Genomic DNA, 15,759 nt, shown 5'->3' on the forward strand with positions numbered 1-15,759 from the left:
GCCGTGGCGGTCCGCTTCGACAACTCCGGCGAGGAGTATGCCCGCTCACTCAGCCTCGGCTCCGTAACGAACTGGACGGTCACCTGCTGGGCCAAGCTGATGGTGGACCGGGCGGCCACCTCCGTCATCTGGATGATCGATGACGGCAGCGGCGGCAACTATCTGCGCCTGACCGGGTGGAACGGCTCAGCGCTCGCATACCAGACGACCGCCAGTAGCTGGTTCGGCCTGGCCGGACAGACCCTGGTGGTCGGCGAGTGGACCTTCATCGGCCTGTCGTCCACCGCCAACCCCGGCGTGGCCCGGGTCCGGGTCCGCACCGCAGGGTCCACCACGTGGATCGGCGGCACGCCGCCACAGAACAACGTGACGATCACCGCGGGCACGCTGCGGATCGCCGCTGGGCAGGCGGCCGGCGAGTGGCTCAACGGCTCCGTAGCCGGGCTCAAGGTGTGGGATCAAGCCCTCTCGATGGACGAGCTGGAGCTGGAGTCCTGGACCTACCAGCCCCAACGCACAGCCGGGCTGCGCGCCTGGTATCCGCTGCTCCGTCCTGACGGCACCGACTACAGCGGCGCCGGACAGACCTTGTCGGGCGGCGCAGGAGCAGCACTGGACGACGGGCCTCCGCTCTCGTGGAGCTCCGTGCGGCGCCGCATCGTCCTCCCGGCAGCGGCCCCGCCTCCGTCCGGGCCGACCTTCCGGTCCGCGTCCCAGGTGGCCTCCGGCACCAACAGCTCGTTCAACTGCCCGAAACCCGCAGGCGTCGCGCAAGGCGACATCCTGGTGGCCTTCCACGCCGCCGACACGGGAAGCCTCGCCGAGATGGCCACCCCGACCGGCGGCAGCGCCTGGCAACTGCTGACGTCGCGGGCCCGGGACGACGGCACAGGATCGGGCAGCAAGGTCTGGTGGAAGGTAGCTGGCGCCGCCGAGCCGGCCACCTACGGGTTCACGCAGACCGGCAACGCCGACGGGTCAGTTTCGATCATCGCGGTGCAGGACGGTTCGACCGACACGCCCGTGGTGGCGCAGACGGGCGGCACCAGCTCAGGCACGACGAAGACGACACCTTCGACCACAGCCGGCGCCGGCGACTTCGAGATCCGCTGCGTCGCTCTCCACTCACCCGGCGGCACGGTGACTTTCACCTCGCCGGCCGGGTTCACCGAACGCACCGACATCCAGTCGGCCGCGTACGGGCTCACCACCACTGCGACGCGGACGCTCGCCAGCGGCGGCGCGACTGGCACCGCCGACTTCACCGCCAGCACGTCGGTCGGCGAGTGGCACGGCTTCACGGTCAACATCGGCTCGATGGTGACACTGAAGTCGCTGGCCGACAGCGCGACCGGCAGCGAGGCCGTGGACGTCTCCGTAGACGCCCCCATCGCAGACAGCGCCACGGCAGCCGAGACGCTGACGGTCGCCGCCAGCGTCGACTTCGCCGATACCGCGGCCGCCGCCGATGACCTCTCCGTCACCGTCACCGTCGGCTTCTCTGACACGGCCACGGCCGACGACGCGGCTCTTGTCGGCTTCCCAGTCGACCTCGCCGACGCGGCGAGCGCCGACGACACGTGGACGATCTTGCCGACGCCGGTCTTCGATGAGCAGGCCGCCGCCGGCGAGTCGCTCACCGTCGCCGCGACTGCCGCCTTCACCGACAGCGCCACCGCGACCGACGACCTGGCCGTCATCCAAACCCACAACAAGGACCTCGCCGACAGCGCCACCGCCACCGAGTCGCTGACTGTGGTCACCTACCAGGACATCGACGTCGTCGCAGGCGCGCCTCGCCGCGGCTGGACGTCGCAGCCATTCGACCGCGGCTGGTCGGCCGGCGACGCCAGCCGCGGCTGGTCAGCCGGCCCACCCACCACCTGAGCTGCTGGGAGGTGGCCGGTGACAGCGATGCAGATCCCGAGCTTGTCCACCGAGTACGTCAAGGTGCCCATCGCCGGCCCGGCCACGCTCACCTCCCTCCCCGTGGAGATGGCGGTCGTCCCGCAAGACCAGGACCCTGCGGGTGGCGACTGGGAGACGGCCGACTGGATCGGCACCAGCGCCGCGCTCCTCATCGGCCCGGCAAGCCCGTTCGGCGCCCTGGCGAAGGGCCTCACGTACGGCATCTGGGTCAAGATCACGTCCACGCCCGAGGTGCCTGTCCTCGGCCCTTACCCGCTGCACATCACCTGAAGGGACCGCGATGGCAGTCCGCATCAACACCGCCGCCCGCAACGCGTCCGCGAACGCCATCGCCGCGCTCGTCGACGGCGGCAGCGGGGCCGGCAAGCTGCGCATCTACTCCGGCAGCCAGCCCGCCACCCCGGCCACCGCCCCGACCGGCACGCTGCTCGCCGAATTCACGTTGAGCGACCCGGCGTTCGCCGCGGCCGTCGCCGGCGCCGTCGGGCTCGACACCACCCCCGCCCTGACCGTCACCGGTCTGGCCAACGGTGCCGCCGGATGGTTCCGCCTCGTCGACTCCGCCGAAGCCGCAGGCACAGGGCTCGGCGTCCTGGACGGCAGCGTCTCGGCGACCGGAGGAGGAGGCGACCTGACCATGAACACGACCACGATCTCGACCGGCGTCAACGTGACGATCAACGCCGGCACTGTGACGATGCCGTCAGGCTGATAGGAGTCCTGCCATGTCGCTGTACCTGACGGTGGAGGTCCGGCACGATCCGGTCCACATGACCAGCCCGCCGTACAAGATGCTGATGAACTGGTGCTCTACCAACAGCATCCCGCTCGTCACCGGCTGGATGATGTACGTCCACAACGAGCCGCAGGTCCGCGCCGTGCTGACGGTTATCGACCTCGACGAGCAGGGCGAGTGGGTCCGCGACGGCGACGGCGTGCCCGTCACGCACGAGGTCACCTACATGTGCGCCAGCCTGCCGCCGCTGCAGGGCTTCGTGTCGCGCGGCAGCTCCACGCTCGTGTAGCTGATGGCGACCAGGCACAACAGCTGCATCAACCCGTGCCTGAGCAACGACGCGGCCGGGTGGGGCGGCGAAGCGACACCGACACGCCAGCCGGTGACCGGCTTCGACCGCCCCTTCGCAGCCGAATACACCAGCGGCACGTTCCTCCGCACCTCCGCAGGGGCGGCGGCGCCGGGCTTGGACTACACGCTCAGCGTGTACGTCCGCCCGGCCAACGGCTTCTCGGCCGGCGGCAGCATCTACATCGAGTGGCGTGACGCCGCCGACGCCGTCATCTCCTACAGCAACGGCTCATACACGCTGACCAGCGGCACCGTGTCCCGGGCCAGCCTCACCGGCGCCGCCCCCGCCGGCACCGCCACCGCCCAGCTCGTGCTGGACGGCGTGAACTACTCCGTCACGACGCTGCACGCCACCATGGTCTTGGTCGAGCAGAGGGCGACGCTCGGCGACTACTTCGACGGCGACACCAGCCCTGGCGGCTCCTGGGACGGCATCCCCGGCAGCAGCGCGTCCACGCTCTCCGACACCATCACCGCCGTTCTCGACGCCCAACTCCCGCCGCTCGCTGCCTCGTTCACCAGCGAGGTGACCGTCGAAGGCAACCTCGACGGTGTCTTGCCTCCGCTCGCCGCGGCGGCCACAGCCACGGTCGACGTGGCTGGCCAGGTCGACGCCAGCCTGCCGCCGCTGACCGCCGCCCTGTCGGGCGTCATCGAGGTCGAGGGCAGCATCGCCGCCGCGCTGCCCGCCGTGACCGCGTCGCTGACCTGCCAGGTGTCCGACCCGCCGCAGGCCGTGCTCGCCGCGGTCCTGCCTGCGGTCACTGTCAGCATCACCGGCACTTCGGAAGCGGTCGATCCCGTCCTGCCGCCCATCCGTGTCGGCCTGCCTCGCCTGACCTGGCCGTCCGGGCGTGCGCGGCTCGGCTGGCCCGTCGGCACGCCCCGCCTGGGAGGTGACTAGCCGGATGGCGTACATGCCCGCGACCTCCCGCGAGGAACTCCGCGTCGACTGGAATGCGGACTTCTCCGCGTGGCCGGTCCAGCTGGCCGTGGTGCTGGAGTCGGCGGGCGAGCCGGCCGACTCCGACTATCGTCCGGCGGCGTGGGACGGCACGGACGCCGTGCTCGTCATCGGCGAGGGCAGCGACCTGGAGTTGGAGCCGGGCGCCTACGTGGTGTGGACGCGCATCACCACGAGCACGCAGCGGCCGGTCCGCCGGTCCGGCCTCCTCACGGTCGGCACGCCATGACCTCCAGCGGCTGGGCGCGCGTCCAGCTCGGTCTCGCCGTCACGTGGATGCTGCTGATCGCACCGACGCTGATCTGGTGGCGCGACAGCGTCCTGTGGGTGGCGCTCATGTCGCTGTGGGCCAACATCGCCGCGCACCTGGCAGCCTGGCAGGCGGCCCGCACCGAGCGGAAGCTCGACGCGGGCGGTGCTAAGTGACTGTGCTGTCGCCGTGGGAGGTGGCGGCCCGCCACTTCCAGCCGCGCCCCCGACGCTGGGCCACACCCGGCCGGCTGGCCGCCGCCCTCGACCCCACCACCGTCCAGACGCCGGCGCTCGACGTCATCGACGAGCACCTGGTCGCGCTCGCCGACCGCGACATCGACCGGCTCATGGTGTTCATGCCGCCGCAGGAGGGAAAGAGCGTCCGGGTCTCGCACCGGTTCGTGGAGTGGCTGCTCACCAACGATCCTGACCTGCGCGTCGCCATCGTCTCCTACGCCGACGAGATGGCCCGCCGCTGGGGCTCCGACATCAAACTCGACGCCCACTCCTTCGACGGCACCGACGGCACCATCGACCTTGGGCTGCGGCTCCGCGCCGACTCCCGGGCGGCCGGCCGCTGGCAGATCGATGGACGCAAGGGCGGCGTCTACTGCGTCGGCGTCGCCGGAGCACTCACCGGCAAGCCGGTCGACGTGATGGTCATCGACGACCCGATCAAAGACCTGGAGCAGGCGCAGAGTGCCGTCTACCGGGAGCGGGCGTGGCGGTTCTGGCAGGCCGTCGCCGTCCCCCGGCTCGGGCCCGGCTCCCGGGTCGTGCTGGTGCAAACCCGCTGGCACGAGAACGACCTGGCCGGCCGGCTGCTGGAGCAGGACCCTGACCGGTGGACGGTCGTGTCCATCCCCGCGGTTGCCGAGTCCGACGACGACCCGCTCGGCCGGGCGCCCGGGCAGGCGATGCGGTCGGCGCGCGGCAACCGCGACTGGGCGCGCATCCGGTCCGATGTCGGCGAGTATGTGTGGGCCGCGCTCTACCAGCAGCGGCCCGCCCCTGCCGACGGCGGACTCTTCAAGAGGTCCGGGCTGCGGCACTGGACGAAGGGCGCCGACCAGCGGATCCTGCTGGGCGAACGCGTCATCGACCTGCGGGACTGCTGGCGGTTCCTGACCGTCGACCTCGCCGCGAGCACCAAGACGTCGGCGGACTACACGGCCGCCGCTGTGTGGGCGATCGGCGTCGACGGCGACCTGGTCATGCTCGACGGCATCCGGGAGCGCATGGACCCGGCCGGGCACTGGCCGGCCGTCCGCGCGCTGCGGGAGCGCTGGTCGGCGGATGTCGTGTTCGTCGAGTCCCGCATGTTCGGCACCACCCTCGTCTACGAGGCGGGCCGGGCCGGCGTGCCGGTGCAGGAGCTGCACGCCGACACCGACAAGATCACGAGGGCGTTGCCGGCGACCGCCAGGGCCGACTCCGGACGGCTGTGGTTCCCACCCGAGGACCGGTTCCCCACCTGGGGCGACTGGCGTGACGAGCTGATGGCCTTCCCGAACGCCGCTCACGACGACTGCGTGGACGTGGTCGCCTACGCCGCCAGAGTCGCAGGGGCGCACTGGCTGCCGATGGAGACGGCCGCCGTGGTGGACGCCCGCCGCGGCGGCTCGCTGGTGGACGACGTGATCGGGCAGGCGTACTCGGCGGCGACCGGCGGCGGATCAGACCTGGATTTGATGTCGATCAACTACTGAACGGGGATGACGTGGCGATTCTGCCGGTCACGCTGACCGTGGGCGATGCAGCCTACGACGTCGGCACCATCGAGGCGCTCGCCCCGGACGACACGCAGCGGGGCAAGCTAGCGCCCTTCTTGCAGGCACTGGCCGACACCCTCAACGACGGGTACACCCTCCGCCGAAAGATGCGGCCATCCGGTGAACCCGCCGAGATCGCTGACCTCCCCGTTGAGGTGCGCCAGCTCGTACACGCCGTGGACTCGTTGCGGGACCAATGGGCCGAGGCCAGCGACGCCCGACGCCAGGAGCTCTGGCAGACCGTGCATAGGGCCAACGACGCCGTGTGGAGCCGAACAGACCAGGGGTGATCAGCATGGCCAGCCCCACCCTGCCCGTCGTACTCCAGGTTGGCACCACCCCGGCCGCCCAGATCGGCACCGTGGAAATCCCCATCGTCACGGGCCCCGCCAGCAAGGACCCCTCAGGCCACTGGCAGGTCGAAGTCCAGGTCGACCAGGACGAGCTCTGGCGGCGCATCGCCAGCCTGCTGCGCGACGCCGCCGACCTGATCGAGAAGGGGGCAACTGATGGCTAGCGCCCCGACCCGAGACATCGGCCACCTCGACTCCAACTACGGCGTGTGGTACGGCGACCTGCTCGAACAGATCCCCGACCTGACGTGGCCGCTGTCCGCCCGCACCTACTCCCTGATGCGCACCGACCCGCAGCTCACCGCTGTCCTGTCGGCGTACACGCTGCCGATCCGCCGCGCCACCTGGGCCGTCGACCCGGCCGGCTGCCGACCCGAGGTGGTCCAGCTCGTCGCCGACGACTTGGGCCTGCCGATCCTCGGGGTGGATCCCGAGCCTGGTCCGGCGCGCAGGCGCGGTGTGCGCTGGACCGACCACCTCCGCCTCGCCCTCCTGTCGCTGACCTTCGGGTTCATGCCGTTCGAGAGGCGATACGCGATCGTCGGCGGGCAGGCGCGGCTGGTGAACCTCGGCGAGCGGATGCCGCACACCATCGGCCAACTCCAGCTCGCCGCCGACGAAACCGTGCAGTCGATCACGCAGAACCTCGCCGCGGTGCGCCCGATCCCGGCGAACCGCCTGGTCTGGTACGTGCATGACCGCGAGGCGGCCAACTGGACCGGCCGCAGCCTGCTCAGGCCCGCGTACGGCGCTTGGCTGCTCAAGCACGAGGTGTGGCGCGTCCACGCCACCAGCGTCCGCCGGTTCGGCATGGGCGTGCCTTCCGTGTCCGCCCCTCCCGGGGCCATCCCCGCCCAGATCGCCGAGGCCCAGCGGCTCGCAGCCGCGATGCGGGTCGGCGACCGGGCCGGGGTCGGCCTGCCGGACGGTTTCCGGCTCGCGATCACCGGCATGACCGGCAGCGTGCCGGACGCGCTCGGCTTCATCCGCTACCTCGACCAGCAGATGTCGAGGTCGGCGCTGGCCGGGCTGATGGATCTCGGCGACACCAGCAACGGATCGCGCGCCCTGGGCGACAGCTTCCTCGACCTGTTCCTGCTCAGCCTCCAGAGCATCGCCGACGACATCGCCGACACCGCCACGGTCGGCCAGACGGGGATGCCCGGCATCGTCACCGACCTCGTCGACCTGAACTGGGGGCCCGACGAGCCCGCCCCGCGGATCGTCGTCTCCGACGTCGGCTCCCGGCAGGAGGTCACCGCGCAAGCGCTCGACCTGCTGCTCAAGTCCGGCGCCCTCTCACCCGACCCGGCGCTGGAAGCGTACGTGCGGGAAGCGTGGAGGCTCCCCGAACGCGCCCAAGCTGCGCCCCCGCCCACGCCAGCCATCGCCCCGCCCGCCCCGCCCGCCCCGCCGCAGACGCCACCCGAGCCGCTACAGGCCCGCGCCGGCCGCCCCGAGCGGATGCGGGCCGCCGCCGGCCCGGACGATCTCGCCGACGTGCAGGAGGCGTGGCAGAACGCCCTCGACACCGTGCTCGAAGCGTGGCCGTCGATCGCCGAGGACTGGCGCAACCAGCTCGCCGAGCAGATCACCGCAGCGGTCGACGCCGGCGACGTGCAAGCGCTCACCCAGCTCACCATCGACAGCACAGGAGCGGCCGAACTGCTGGCCGTCGCCATGCTGGAGCTCGCCGAGACGAGCGCCGAGCAGATGGCGGCCGAAGCCGCCGCCCAAGGCGTCAGCGTCGAGCAACCCCCCATCGACGACGGCCACCTGGAGGCGGTCGCAGTCGCGGTAGCCGCGCTGCTGGCCGCCGGTCTGGCCGGGGCCGCCGCCGCGGCGGCGCTTCGGCTGGCCGTCCCCGGCGCTGCCGGCGCGGCGGTCGCCGTCGAGGTGGCGGCGATTCTCGCCGCGCTCTCTCTGCGCACCGTGCGCGACCAGGTGGGTGGCGCGCTGAGCGGCGCCCAGTCGGCCGGACGGTTCGTCGTCCTGCGGGAAGCGCCCACCGCCCGGTACATGGCCAGCGAGGTGCTGGACCGGTCGACGTGCGCGAACTGCCGGGCGATCGACGGCACCACCTTCGACGACCTCGACGCCGCCGAGGCCGCCTACGGCAACGGCGCCTACGTGAAGTGCCTGGGCGGGATCCGCTGCCGCGGCCAGGTCATCGCCATCTGGGACAGGAGGTAGGCCGCCGTGGACATCGACGTGCCCCGCGCGTCCGCCCTCGTCAGCATCCCCGGTGTGGAGCTGGCCCAGGCCGGCACGTGGCGGCTCTCCTCGGGCGAGGCGACCATCACCCGCGACGACCTCACCGCCGCCATCGCCGCGCTCGACTGCCCCGCCGTCCGCAACCCGGTGCTCAAGCTGGGCCACGTGGACCCGCGGTTCGACGGCGAGCCGGCGGTCGGCTGGGTGTCCGGGCTGCGCGCCGCCGACGACGGCAACACCGTGGTGGGCGACTACCGCGGCCTGCCCGCCTGGCTCGCCGACGTGCTGGCCAGCGCCTACCCCGACCGGAGCATCGAGGCGACCAGGGGATTCCGATGCCAGATCGGCCACACCCACCAGATGGTCATCACCGCCGTCGCGCTGCTCGGCGTGGCCGCGCCCGGCATCGGAACGCTCGACAGCCTGCAAGACGTCGCCGCCCTCTACGACGTCGCCGCCTCCCACGGCAGCGAGGCGACGCCGGTCACCTACACGATCAAAGGAGGAGGGCCTATGCCCCCGCCCACGCCAGAGCTGGCGGCCGGCGTGTCCAGCGAGGACGTCCGGCGCCGCTACTACGAACGCGCCGGCTACTCCGACTGGATCTGCGAAATCCAGCTCGACCCGCTGCAGCTCATCGTCATGGACGACAGCAGCGGCAGTTACTACCGGGTTCCGATCGCCATGGCCGGCGACGACGTCGAGTTCGGCGAGCGGGTCGCCGTGAAGGTCGAGTACGTCGACAGGCCAGACAAGATGGCCGCCGGCACGCTGGTGTTCGCGTCCCGCGAGGAGTCGATCCCGCAGGACCTGCGCCCCCCCGACACCGGCGACGACCCGCCCGACAGCCGAGTGCAGACGGCCGGCATGGACGCCGCACCCACCCCGGAGCCGCCCGAGCAGGACGGCCCGCAACCAGAGACTCCCGTCACCGACTCCCCGGTCGGCGGGCCAACCAAGGAGGACACTGTGCAGTTCAGTGACGAGCAGCTCGCGGACCTGCGAGCCAAGCTCGGCCTCCCCGCCGACGCTGACCTCGACCCGGCCGCTCTGCTGGCCGGCGTCGAGAAGCTCGCCGCCACTGGCGGTGACGGCTCGCCGGGGAAGACGCCGAAGAACGCGCCGGGCACCGTGACGGTGGACCGGCAGGTGTGGGACGACCTGCAGACCCGACTCAACAGGCTGGAGCAGGTGCGCGCCTCCCAGCAGCGCAACGAGCGGGAGCGGATGGTCGACGACGCGATCCGCGCCGGCAAGTTCGCGCCGAGCAGGCGCGACCACTGGCTGCGCGTCGCCGAGGCCGACCCGGAGGGCACCGCCCAGCTGCTGGCCGGCCTCACCGCGGGCACCGTCCCGGTCTCCGACCTGGGCCTGCCCGGCGGCGACGGCTTCGACGTGGACGCCGAGTTCGCCGACCTGTTCCCGCCCGCGCCGAAGGGGGCCTAGGTCATGACCGACTACACGCCGATCTTCTCTCGCGGGCTGCTGCCGTTCACCGCCACCACGTCGGCGACCGTGACGGGCGGCCAGTTCGTCAGCGTCTCGGGCAACGGCACCGTCGCCCCGGCCGCCGCCGACGCCGTCAACGTGGTCGGTGTCGCCGCCCACGACGCCGCCTCGGGCACCCCGCTCACCGTGCACCCGCTCGTCGGTGTCGTGCACGAGATGGTCGCCGGGACCGGCGGCATCACCGCCGGGCAGACCGTCAAGGTGGGCGCCGCCGCGAACGCGGTGCTGCCGATCGGCGCCGGCACCTACGACCTGCGGGTCGGTATCGCTCTCACCACGGCCGCGCAGACGGCGAAGGTCCAGGTCCTGGGCCGATAGGGCCTCCAGGCGAAGCAGAAAAGCCCCTGCCGTCGGCGGGGGTTTTCGCATGTAAGGAGACAGGTAAATGCCTGGAAGCTACCCGGCCGCGCCTCCCACCCTGAGCGGGGATCTGGAGACGATCAGCCGGTTTCTCAACAGCCCCACCTCTCTGCAGCGGCGCCTGCGCACGTTCCGCGACCTGCGGTTCGTCAGCGACCGGCTGCTCACCCAGCGGTTCCGCACCTCGGGCGGTGCGGTGCTGTACGAGATGGCGGAGCCTTTCGTGACCGACCGGGCTGTGACCGCGGTCGGCCCCGGCAGCGAGTACCCGGGCGCGAACGTGCCGACCGGCACGGCCGCCATCGCCTCGGTCAGCAAGTGGGGCCAGAAGGTTCCGATCACCGACGAGGAGATCACCCGCAACGTGTACGGCGGCGCCGCCGTCGACCGGGTGCTGCGCAAGGTGGTCAACTCGATCATCAAGCAGGTCGACAGCGTGACGATGTCGGCCATCGCCAGCGCGGTGACGGACACGTTCGACGTCACCTCGGGCGGCGGCGCCGCCTGGACCGCCGCCACCCCGACGATCCTGCGCGACATCCTCGAAGCCAAGGCCGTCGTCGTCAGCAAGAACCTCGGCTACATGCCCGACACTCTCGCCCTCAACGACACCGCCTACGCGATCGTCATGTCCGACGAGAAGATCACTAACGCGCTGCGTCGGGAGACGCTCGACAGCCCCGTCTACACGGGCGAGGTCGAGGTCATCGCCGGGCTGCGCATCGTCGTCTCCCCGGCCATCACCACCCCGCTCGTGCTCGACAGCACGCAGCTGGGCGGCATGGCCGACGAGATGGCGTCAGCGCCCGGCTACGCCACCAGCGACCTGGCCGTCCAGGTCAAGAGCATCCGGGTGGACACCGCCGACAAGTGGGACCTGCAGGGCCGCCGCCTGACGGTGCCGATCGTCCAGGAGCCCGGCGCGGCCGTCGAGCTCACCAACACCGGCGTCTAAGGAGGCTGGTGGTGGATCGCTATCAGGTGGTGGCGCCGTACGTGACGGTGCCCACCATGACGCAGCGCGGCCAGCAGGTCGTCGGCCTGCTCAAGGATGCGTTCGTGCCCGACGACGCTTCGCAGGAGTGGCTGGATCGGCACCTACGCAAGCGGATGATCGCGAAGGTGGCCGGCTTCGACACTCCCGCACCGGCGCCTGCCCCGGAACCTGCTCCTGCTCCTGTGGTCAAGGAGTCGGAGAAGCGGGAGGAGTCCAAGGACGACAGTCCGACGGCGCCGCCCGAGTCCGGGCCCGGCTCCGGCAAGCAGGCGTGGGTCGACTACGCCGTCGCCCGCGGCATGGACCGCGACGAGGCCAACGGCATGAGCCGTGACGACCTCATCGCCGCCCTGCGCGAGGACTGACCGGTGGCCGACTACACCCCGCTGCAGACGGCCAACATCCTGCCCATCACCTCCACCGCGAGCACGTCCATCACGGGCGGCCAGCTGGTGGAGGTGTCCGGGTCAGGATCGGTCGCCCCCGCTACGGCGGACAGCCAGCGCGTGGTCGGTGTCGCAGCCCACGACGCGGCCAACGGGGCGCGCGTCACCGTCCACCCGCTGGCGGGGGGTGTGCACGAGCTGGTGGCCGGGTCGGGCGGGGTCACGGCCGGGCAGCCGGTCAAGGCCGGCGCGTCCGCCGTCGAGGTGCTGCCGCTGTCCGGGGGTGCGCTTGGCGCGCAGGCCGGGATCGCACTCACCACGGCGGCGGCCGGCGGCAAGGTGCAGGTGCTCGGCACGGCGGCAGGGTCTTCGGGCCCGCTGTTCGCGTCCGCAAGCCTCAACTTCCCGGCCGTCGCCGCCGCGGGCCAGCAGGAACTGACCATCACCGTCACCGGTGCCGCGGTCGGCGACGCCGTCGTGCTCGCCCCGCCTGCCGCCCCGGATGCCGGTCTGGTGTGGGCGGGCCGGGTTTCGGCGGCGAACACGGTCACCGTCCGGGTGGCCAACATCACGGCGGCACCGATCGACCCGGCCGCGGCAACCTGGGGCGCCCAGGTCATCAAGCGGACCTGACGAGACGTGGCCCGGCCGGCGGTCTTCCCCGTGGCCGCCCGCCGGGCCACCCCCACACTGAAGGGAGGTCGCCGTGGCCGAGACGTGGCAGCCGAGCCTGGAGCAGGTGGCCGACCACATCCCCACCCGCACACGATCCGCCGCCGCGGCGCCCGGCGACGACAGCATGCTCGGCACGTTCAACGGCTCGACGACGCCGACTGACGAGCAGGCCACACGGCAGATCGTCGCCGCGGTGGCCGAGGTGCTTGCCGCGGTCGGCGGCACCATTCCCGCCCTCCCGGCCCACCTAGCGGCGCTCGCCTCCGAGGCAGCAGCGCTACGGGCAGCGGCCGACATCGAGCTCGCGTATCCGGACCGGCAGGCTGACGTCAGCGTGTACGAGCAGCTCGACAGGCGCGCCATCGCCGCCCTGCAACGCCTGATTGACGGCGTGAACGACGCCGGCTCCGGCCCCGAAGGCGCCCTGATGCCCGTCTGGGCGATGCCCGACCCGGCCTGGTACGGCGACTACCCCCTGTAGGAGGCGACCGTGGCCGACATGACCTGGGTGTGGAACGAGCCCGAACTGTACCGGCTGCTCAAGTCCTACGAGGGGCCCGTCGGCCGGCACATGGACATCCTCGGAGAGAGGGTGAAGCGCGGAGCGCAACGCCGCGCTCCTGTCTCCGCGAACGGATCCGACGGGCGTCCACCCGGCTACCTCAAGTCCAAGATTCGGTGGGACCGTGGACGCGACCCTATCGGCCAGTACCGCGACATCTCCAGCCCCGCCCGCTCGATCCACGGTGAGCCCGTCGGGTTGTTCATGGAGGTTGGAACCCGTCCTCACGTGATCCGGCCGCGCAACCCGAACGGCTGGCTGCGGTGGATCGGCGGCGACGGCAAAGTCCGATTCGCGAAGAAGGTCAACCACCCCGGCACCCGGCCCTACCCTCACCTGCGGCCCGCCCTCGAAGACCTGCGAGGCGCATGATGGCCGGCTACGTCGCCGCGGTCACCATCGTCCGTACCTGGCTCAACAGCCTGACCAGCACGCTCGTCGGCCCGGGCCGGCCGATCCCGCTCGGCGCGCTCCGCGCCCACCCGCGCTCGCCCGGCCACGGCGCCTACCTACTACTGACCCGCATCGGCCGCGCCGGCGACCTGGTCGCCGAGGACCTCATCGACAGCCCCCGCATCTCCGCGTCGATCTACGCAGGCACCGACGAGGCCGCCGAGCTGGCGGCGGTCGCCTACGCCAACACCCTCGCCGCCCTCTCTGGAACGCCCGCGGTGATGGGCGACCGGCGGTGCCTGGCCGCCGACGACGTCGTGGGGCCGCTGCTCGTCGACAACCACGACAGCGAGCGCGAGCAGTGGCAGTACCTGGTCGACGCGTCCTTCTTCATCTACTGATCCCGCCCTGACCTGGAGGTTCTCGATGGCGGCTCTACCCCTGCAGGTGATGCAACCGGGAGGCGCGGCGATCACGCTCGCTGCGGCGTCCGGCGGCGGCGACACATGCCCGGCCGGCGACGAGATCTTCCTGGAGGTCCTCAACGGCAACGCTGCGGCGCGCACGGTCGTCATGGCGACGCCGGGCACCGTGAGCGGGCTGGCCATCGCCGACCGGTCGGTGACCATCCCCGCCGGTGAGCGGTGGCACATCCCGGTCCCGCGGATGTTCGCGAGGGCGGACGGCCGGTGCGATCTGACGTACACACCGGACGCCGCGTCGGTGACCATCGGCTGCTTCAAGTACGCGTCATGATGGCCAGCCGCCGCGACGGGAAGTCGCCCACCACCGACCCGGCTCCTGCCGCGCCGCCGTACTACATCGCCATCGCGCCGCTGTTCATCGGAGGCCAGTTCGGCAGGGCGTTCAACCTCGGCGACCAGGTGCCGCCCGAGCACGTCGAGCGGTACGGCTGGCAGGCCAAGGTCCGCCTCCCCGACGGCTACGAGGCCGCCGACCAGCCCCCAAGCGAGCCTGAGACCGAGACCGGCCAGGCCACCAGCAAGGAAGGTGAAGCCTGATGGCTCGTGGAAACCCGAACGCGATCGCGCTCGGCCCCGGCAAGCTGTACATCGCCGTGCTCGGCACCCCTGAGCCTGCCGACCTGACCACCTCGTGGGAGAGCGTGTCGCCGAACTGGGTGCCGCTCGGCTACACCGACGAAGGCTCGTCGTTCGCCTACTCGGTGGACTCCGAGAACGTCGAGGTCGCCGAGGAGCTCGACCCCGTCGCTGTCGCGCTCACCAGCCGCGAGGGCACCGTCTCCTTCGCCTTGGCCGAGATGACGGCGAAGAACCTGCAGCGCGCCCTCAACGGCGGCAGCATCGTCGCCGGAACTGGGATCGTCACCTTCGAGCCGCCGGATCTTGGTGAGGAGGTCAGGGTGATGCTCGGCTTCGAGAGCGAGGATGGCGAGGAGCGGTGGGTGTACCGCAAGGCGCTGCAGACGGGCGGCCTGGAGATCAACCGGCGCAAGGGTGCGGAGAAGGCCGTCATTCCGTGCGAGTTCAAGCTGGAGAAGCCTGCGGCGGCCAAGCTGTTCAAGGTCCTCATGGATGAGGCGAGGGCGGCCTGATGCGCTCCTACAACAGCAAGGGCCGCAAGACTGATCGCGTCCGCCCCAAATTCGAGCTCGACGGCGAGGTCTTCGAGGGCGAGGGCACCGTCTCGCTCATGGACCTCAGCGAGTTCGCCAGGCTGGCCGCCGAGGGGTTCGACGACGGCAGCCCGGAGGGCGTAGGCATCCTGGCCGACATCTACCGCAGCCTGCTCGGCCCGGCCGAGTACGCCCGTTTCCGCCGTCACTGCCGCGAGCACGACGTGGACGGCGGCCTCCTGGTGGAGATCATCGCGGGCACCATGGCGGAGGCGAGCGAGGACGCCGGCCGCCCTACGGGGCGGCCCTCGGACTCGCCCGATGGGCCGCCGGAAGGTGGGGGTACTGCTCGGGTCGTTTCCTTGCAGCGGGGCACCGTCGAGGAGAAGCCAGCGGAGGAGGCGACCGCGGAGCCGGAGACCCGGCGAGTGGTCTCCTACGGCTAGAAGATCTCCCGCTCCGCGACCAACTCGATTTCGTCCACGCGCTGTGGATCGAGTGGCGTGAGCAGACCATCCAGAGCACCGCGCTGCTCGCCCTCGCGGGCATCGCCGACAAGGTCGAACGCGACGCCCATCAGGCGTTCGACGAGACGTTCTCGCCGCCGCCCCCACCGGCGCCGCGCCGCCCGCGCACGCCGGAGGAGCGCGAGGCGCGCAGGCTCCTGATCGCCCGCTTCGCCGCCGCCGGATAGCCACAGCACAAGACA

Annotated in this window: 24 protein-coding genes; 23 read left to right on the forward strand and 1 reads right to left on the reverse strand. The window is 71.6% G+C overall.

Annotated features, from left to right (window positions below):
- Positions 1–3: 3 nt before the first annotated feature.
- The 23 genes from ACIBG4_RS40650 (at position 4) to ACIBG4_RS40760 (ending at position 15,496) form a co-directional block, all read left to right on the forward strand.
- Entirely contained in the window at positions 4–1,887 is a 1,884-nt protein-coding gene (locus tag ACIBG4_RS40650; RefSeq protein WP_397207784.1) for a hypothetical protein, read from the forward strand.
- Positions 1,888–1,905: 18 nt separating this feature from the next.
- Positions 1,906–2,199 carry a hypothetical protein gene (locus ACIBG4_RS40655; protein ID WP_397207786.1) on the forward strand — a complete coding sequence of 98 codons (294 nt, stop codon included), beginning with the start codon at positions 1,906–1,908 and terminating at the stop codon, positions 2,197–2,199.
- Between the two features lie 10 nt (positions 2,200–2,209).
- The gene (locus tag ACIBG4_RS40660; RefSeq protein ID WP_397207788.1) at positions 2,210–2,641 is read left to right on the forward strand and encodes a hypothetical protein; all 432 of its coding nucleotides are present in this window, start codon (positions 2,210–2,212) and stop codon (positions 2,639–2,641) included.
- 13 nt (positions 2,642–2,654) lie between these two features.
- Positions 2,655–2,954 (forward strand): hypothetical protein, encoded by a 300-nt coding sequence (locus ACIBG4_RS40665; RefSeq protein ID WP_397207790.1) that lies wholly within the window; start codon positions 2,655–2,657, stop codon positions 2,952–2,954.
- Positions 2,955–2,957: 3 nt separating this feature from the next.
- The gene (locus ACIBG4_RS40670) at positions 2,958–3,920 is read left to right on the forward strand and encodes a hypothetical protein (protein ID WP_397207792.1); all 963 of its coding nucleotides are present in this window, start codon (positions 2,958–2,960) and stop codon (positions 3,918–3,920) included.
- Between the two features lie 4 nt (positions 3,921–3,924).
- Positions 3,925–4,209 carry a hypothetical protein gene (locus tag ACIBG4_RS40675; RefSeq protein ID WP_397207794.1) on the forward strand — a complete coding sequence of 95 codons (285 nt, stop codon included), beginning with the start codon at positions 3,925–3,927 and terminating at the stop codon, positions 4,207–4,209.
- Positions 4,206–4,406: a hypothetical protein gene (locus ACIBG4_RS40680; RefSeq protein WP_397207796.1), complete on the forward strand. Its 201-nt coding sequence runs from the start codon at positions 4,206–4,208 to the stop codon at positions 4,404–4,406. The genes ACIBG4_RS40675 and ACIBG4_RS40680 overlap by 4 nt, the downstream gene beginning before the upstream one ends.
- Positions 4,403–5,941 (forward strand): phage terminase large subunit, encoded by a 1,539-nt coding sequence (gene terL, locus ACIBG4_RS40685; protein ID WP_397207798.1) that lies wholly within the window; start codon positions 4,403–4,405, stop codon positions 5,939–5,941. The genes ACIBG4_RS40680 and terL overlap by 4 nt, the downstream gene beginning before the upstream one ends.
- An 11-nt stretch (positions 5,942–5,952) precedes the next feature.
- Complete coding sequence (locus ACIBG4_RS40690; RefSeq protein WP_397207800.1) at positions 5,953–6,294, forward strand: hypothetical protein; 342 nt, start codon at positions 5,953–5,955, stop codon at positions 6,292–6,294.
- 5 nt (positions 6,295–6,299) lie between these two features.
- A complete protein-coding gene (locus ACIBG4_RS40695; RefSeq protein ID WP_397207802.1) occupies positions 6,300–6,521 on the forward strand; it encodes a hypothetical protein in 222 nt (73 codons plus the stop codon).
- Positions 6,514–8,550, forward strand: a complete 2,037-nt coding sequence (locus ACIBG4_RS40700) for a DUF935 family protein (protein ID WP_397207804.1) — start codon at positions 6,514–6,516, stop codon at positions 8,548–8,550. The genes ACIBG4_RS40695 and ACIBG4_RS40700 overlap by 8 nt, the downstream gene beginning before the upstream one ends.
- Positions 8,551–8,556: 6 nt before the next feature.
- Positions 8,557–10,017, forward strand: a complete 1,461-nt coding sequence (locus tag ACIBG4_RS40705) for a hypothetical protein (RefSeq protein WP_397207806.1) — start codon at positions 8,557–8,559, stop codon at positions 10,015–10,017.
- Positions 10,018–10,020: 3 nt separating this feature from the next.
- A complete protein-coding gene (locus tag ACIBG4_RS40710) occupies positions 10,021–10,398 on the forward strand; it encodes a capsid cement protein (RefSeq protein ID WP_397207808.1) in 378 nt (125 codons plus the stop codon).
- Between the two features lie 67 nt (positions 10,399–10,465).
- A complete protein-coding gene (locus ACIBG4_RS40715) occupies positions 10,466–11,395 on the forward strand; it encodes a hypothetical protein (RefSeq protein WP_397207810.1) in 930 nt (309 codons plus the stop codon).
- Between the two features lie 11 nt (positions 11,396–11,406).
- Positions 11,407–11,802 carry a hypothetical protein gene (locus ACIBG4_RS40720; RefSeq protein ID WP_397207812.1) on the forward strand — a complete coding sequence of 132 codons (396 nt, stop codon included), beginning with the start codon at positions 11,407–11,409 and terminating at the stop codon, positions 11,800–11,802.
- Between the two features lie 3 nt (positions 11,803–11,805).
- Complete coding sequence (locus ACIBG4_RS40725; protein WP_397207814.1) at positions 11,806–12,456, forward strand: capsid cement protein; 651 nt, start codon at positions 11,806–11,808, stop codon at positions 12,454–12,456.
- 73 nt (positions 12,457–12,529) lie between these two features.
- Complete coding sequence (locus ACIBG4_RS40730) at positions 12,530–12,979, forward strand: hypothetical protein (protein WP_397207816.1); 450 nt, start codon at positions 12,530–12,532, stop codon at positions 12,977–12,979.
- A 9-nt stretch (positions 12,980–12,988) separates the two neighbouring features.
- The gene (locus ACIBG4_RS40735; protein ID WP_397207818.1) at positions 12,989–13,432 is read left to right on the forward strand and encodes a hypothetical protein; all 444 of its coding nucleotides are present in this window, start codon (positions 12,989–12,991) and stop codon (positions 13,430–13,432) included.
- Complete coding sequence (locus tag ACIBG4_RS40740) at positions 13,429–13,854, forward strand: hypothetical protein (protein ID WP_397207820.1); 426 nt, start codon at positions 13,429–13,431, stop codon at positions 13,852–13,854. Before ACIBG4_RS40735 ends, ACIBG4_RS40740 begins: the two co-directional genes overlap by 4 nt.
- 25 nt (positions 13,855–13,879) lie before the next feature.
- Positions 13,880–14,209, forward strand: a complete 330-nt coding sequence (locus tag ACIBG4_RS40745; RefSeq protein ID WP_397207822.1) for a hypothetical protein — start codon at positions 13,880–13,882, stop codon at positions 14,207–14,209.
- Positions 14,206–14,475 carry a hypothetical protein gene (locus tag ACIBG4_RS40750; protein ID WP_397207824.1) on the forward strand — a complete coding sequence of 90 codons (270 nt, stop codon included), beginning with the start codon at positions 14,206–14,208 and terminating at the stop codon, positions 14,473–14,475. The genes ACIBG4_RS40745 and ACIBG4_RS40750 overlap by 4 nt, the downstream gene beginning before the upstream one ends.
- Positions 14,475–15,029 (forward strand): hypothetical protein, encoded by a 555-nt coding sequence (locus tag ACIBG4_RS40755; protein WP_397207826.1) that lies wholly within the window; start codon positions 14,475–14,477, stop codon positions 15,027–15,029. Before ACIBG4_RS40750 ends, ACIBG4_RS40755 begins: the two co-directional genes overlap by 1 nt.
- Positions 15,029–15,496: a hypothetical protein gene (locus tag ACIBG4_RS40760; RefSeq protein ID WP_397207828.1), complete on the forward strand. Its 468-nt coding sequence runs from the start codon at positions 15,029–15,031 to the stop codon at positions 15,494–15,496. The genes ACIBG4_RS40755 and ACIBG4_RS40760 overlap by 1 nt, the downstream gene beginning before the upstream one ends.
- On the opposite strand, the gene ACIBG4_RS40765 is transcribed toward ACIBG4_RS40760, so the two are convergent.
- Positions 15,493–15,753, reverse strand: coding sequence for a hypothetical protein (locus ACIBG4_RS40765; protein WP_397207830.1), 261 nt, complete (start codon positions 15,751–15,753; stop codon positions 15,493–15,495). The genes ACIBG4_RS40760 and ACIBG4_RS40765 overlap by 4 nt on opposite strands.
- Positions 15,754–15,759 lie beyond the last annotated feature (6 nt).

The organism is Nonomuraea sp. NPDC050383 (assembly GCF_044459125.1).
Lineage (GTDB): Bacteria > Actinomycetota > Actinomycetes > Streptosporangiales > Streptosporangiaceae > Nonomuraea.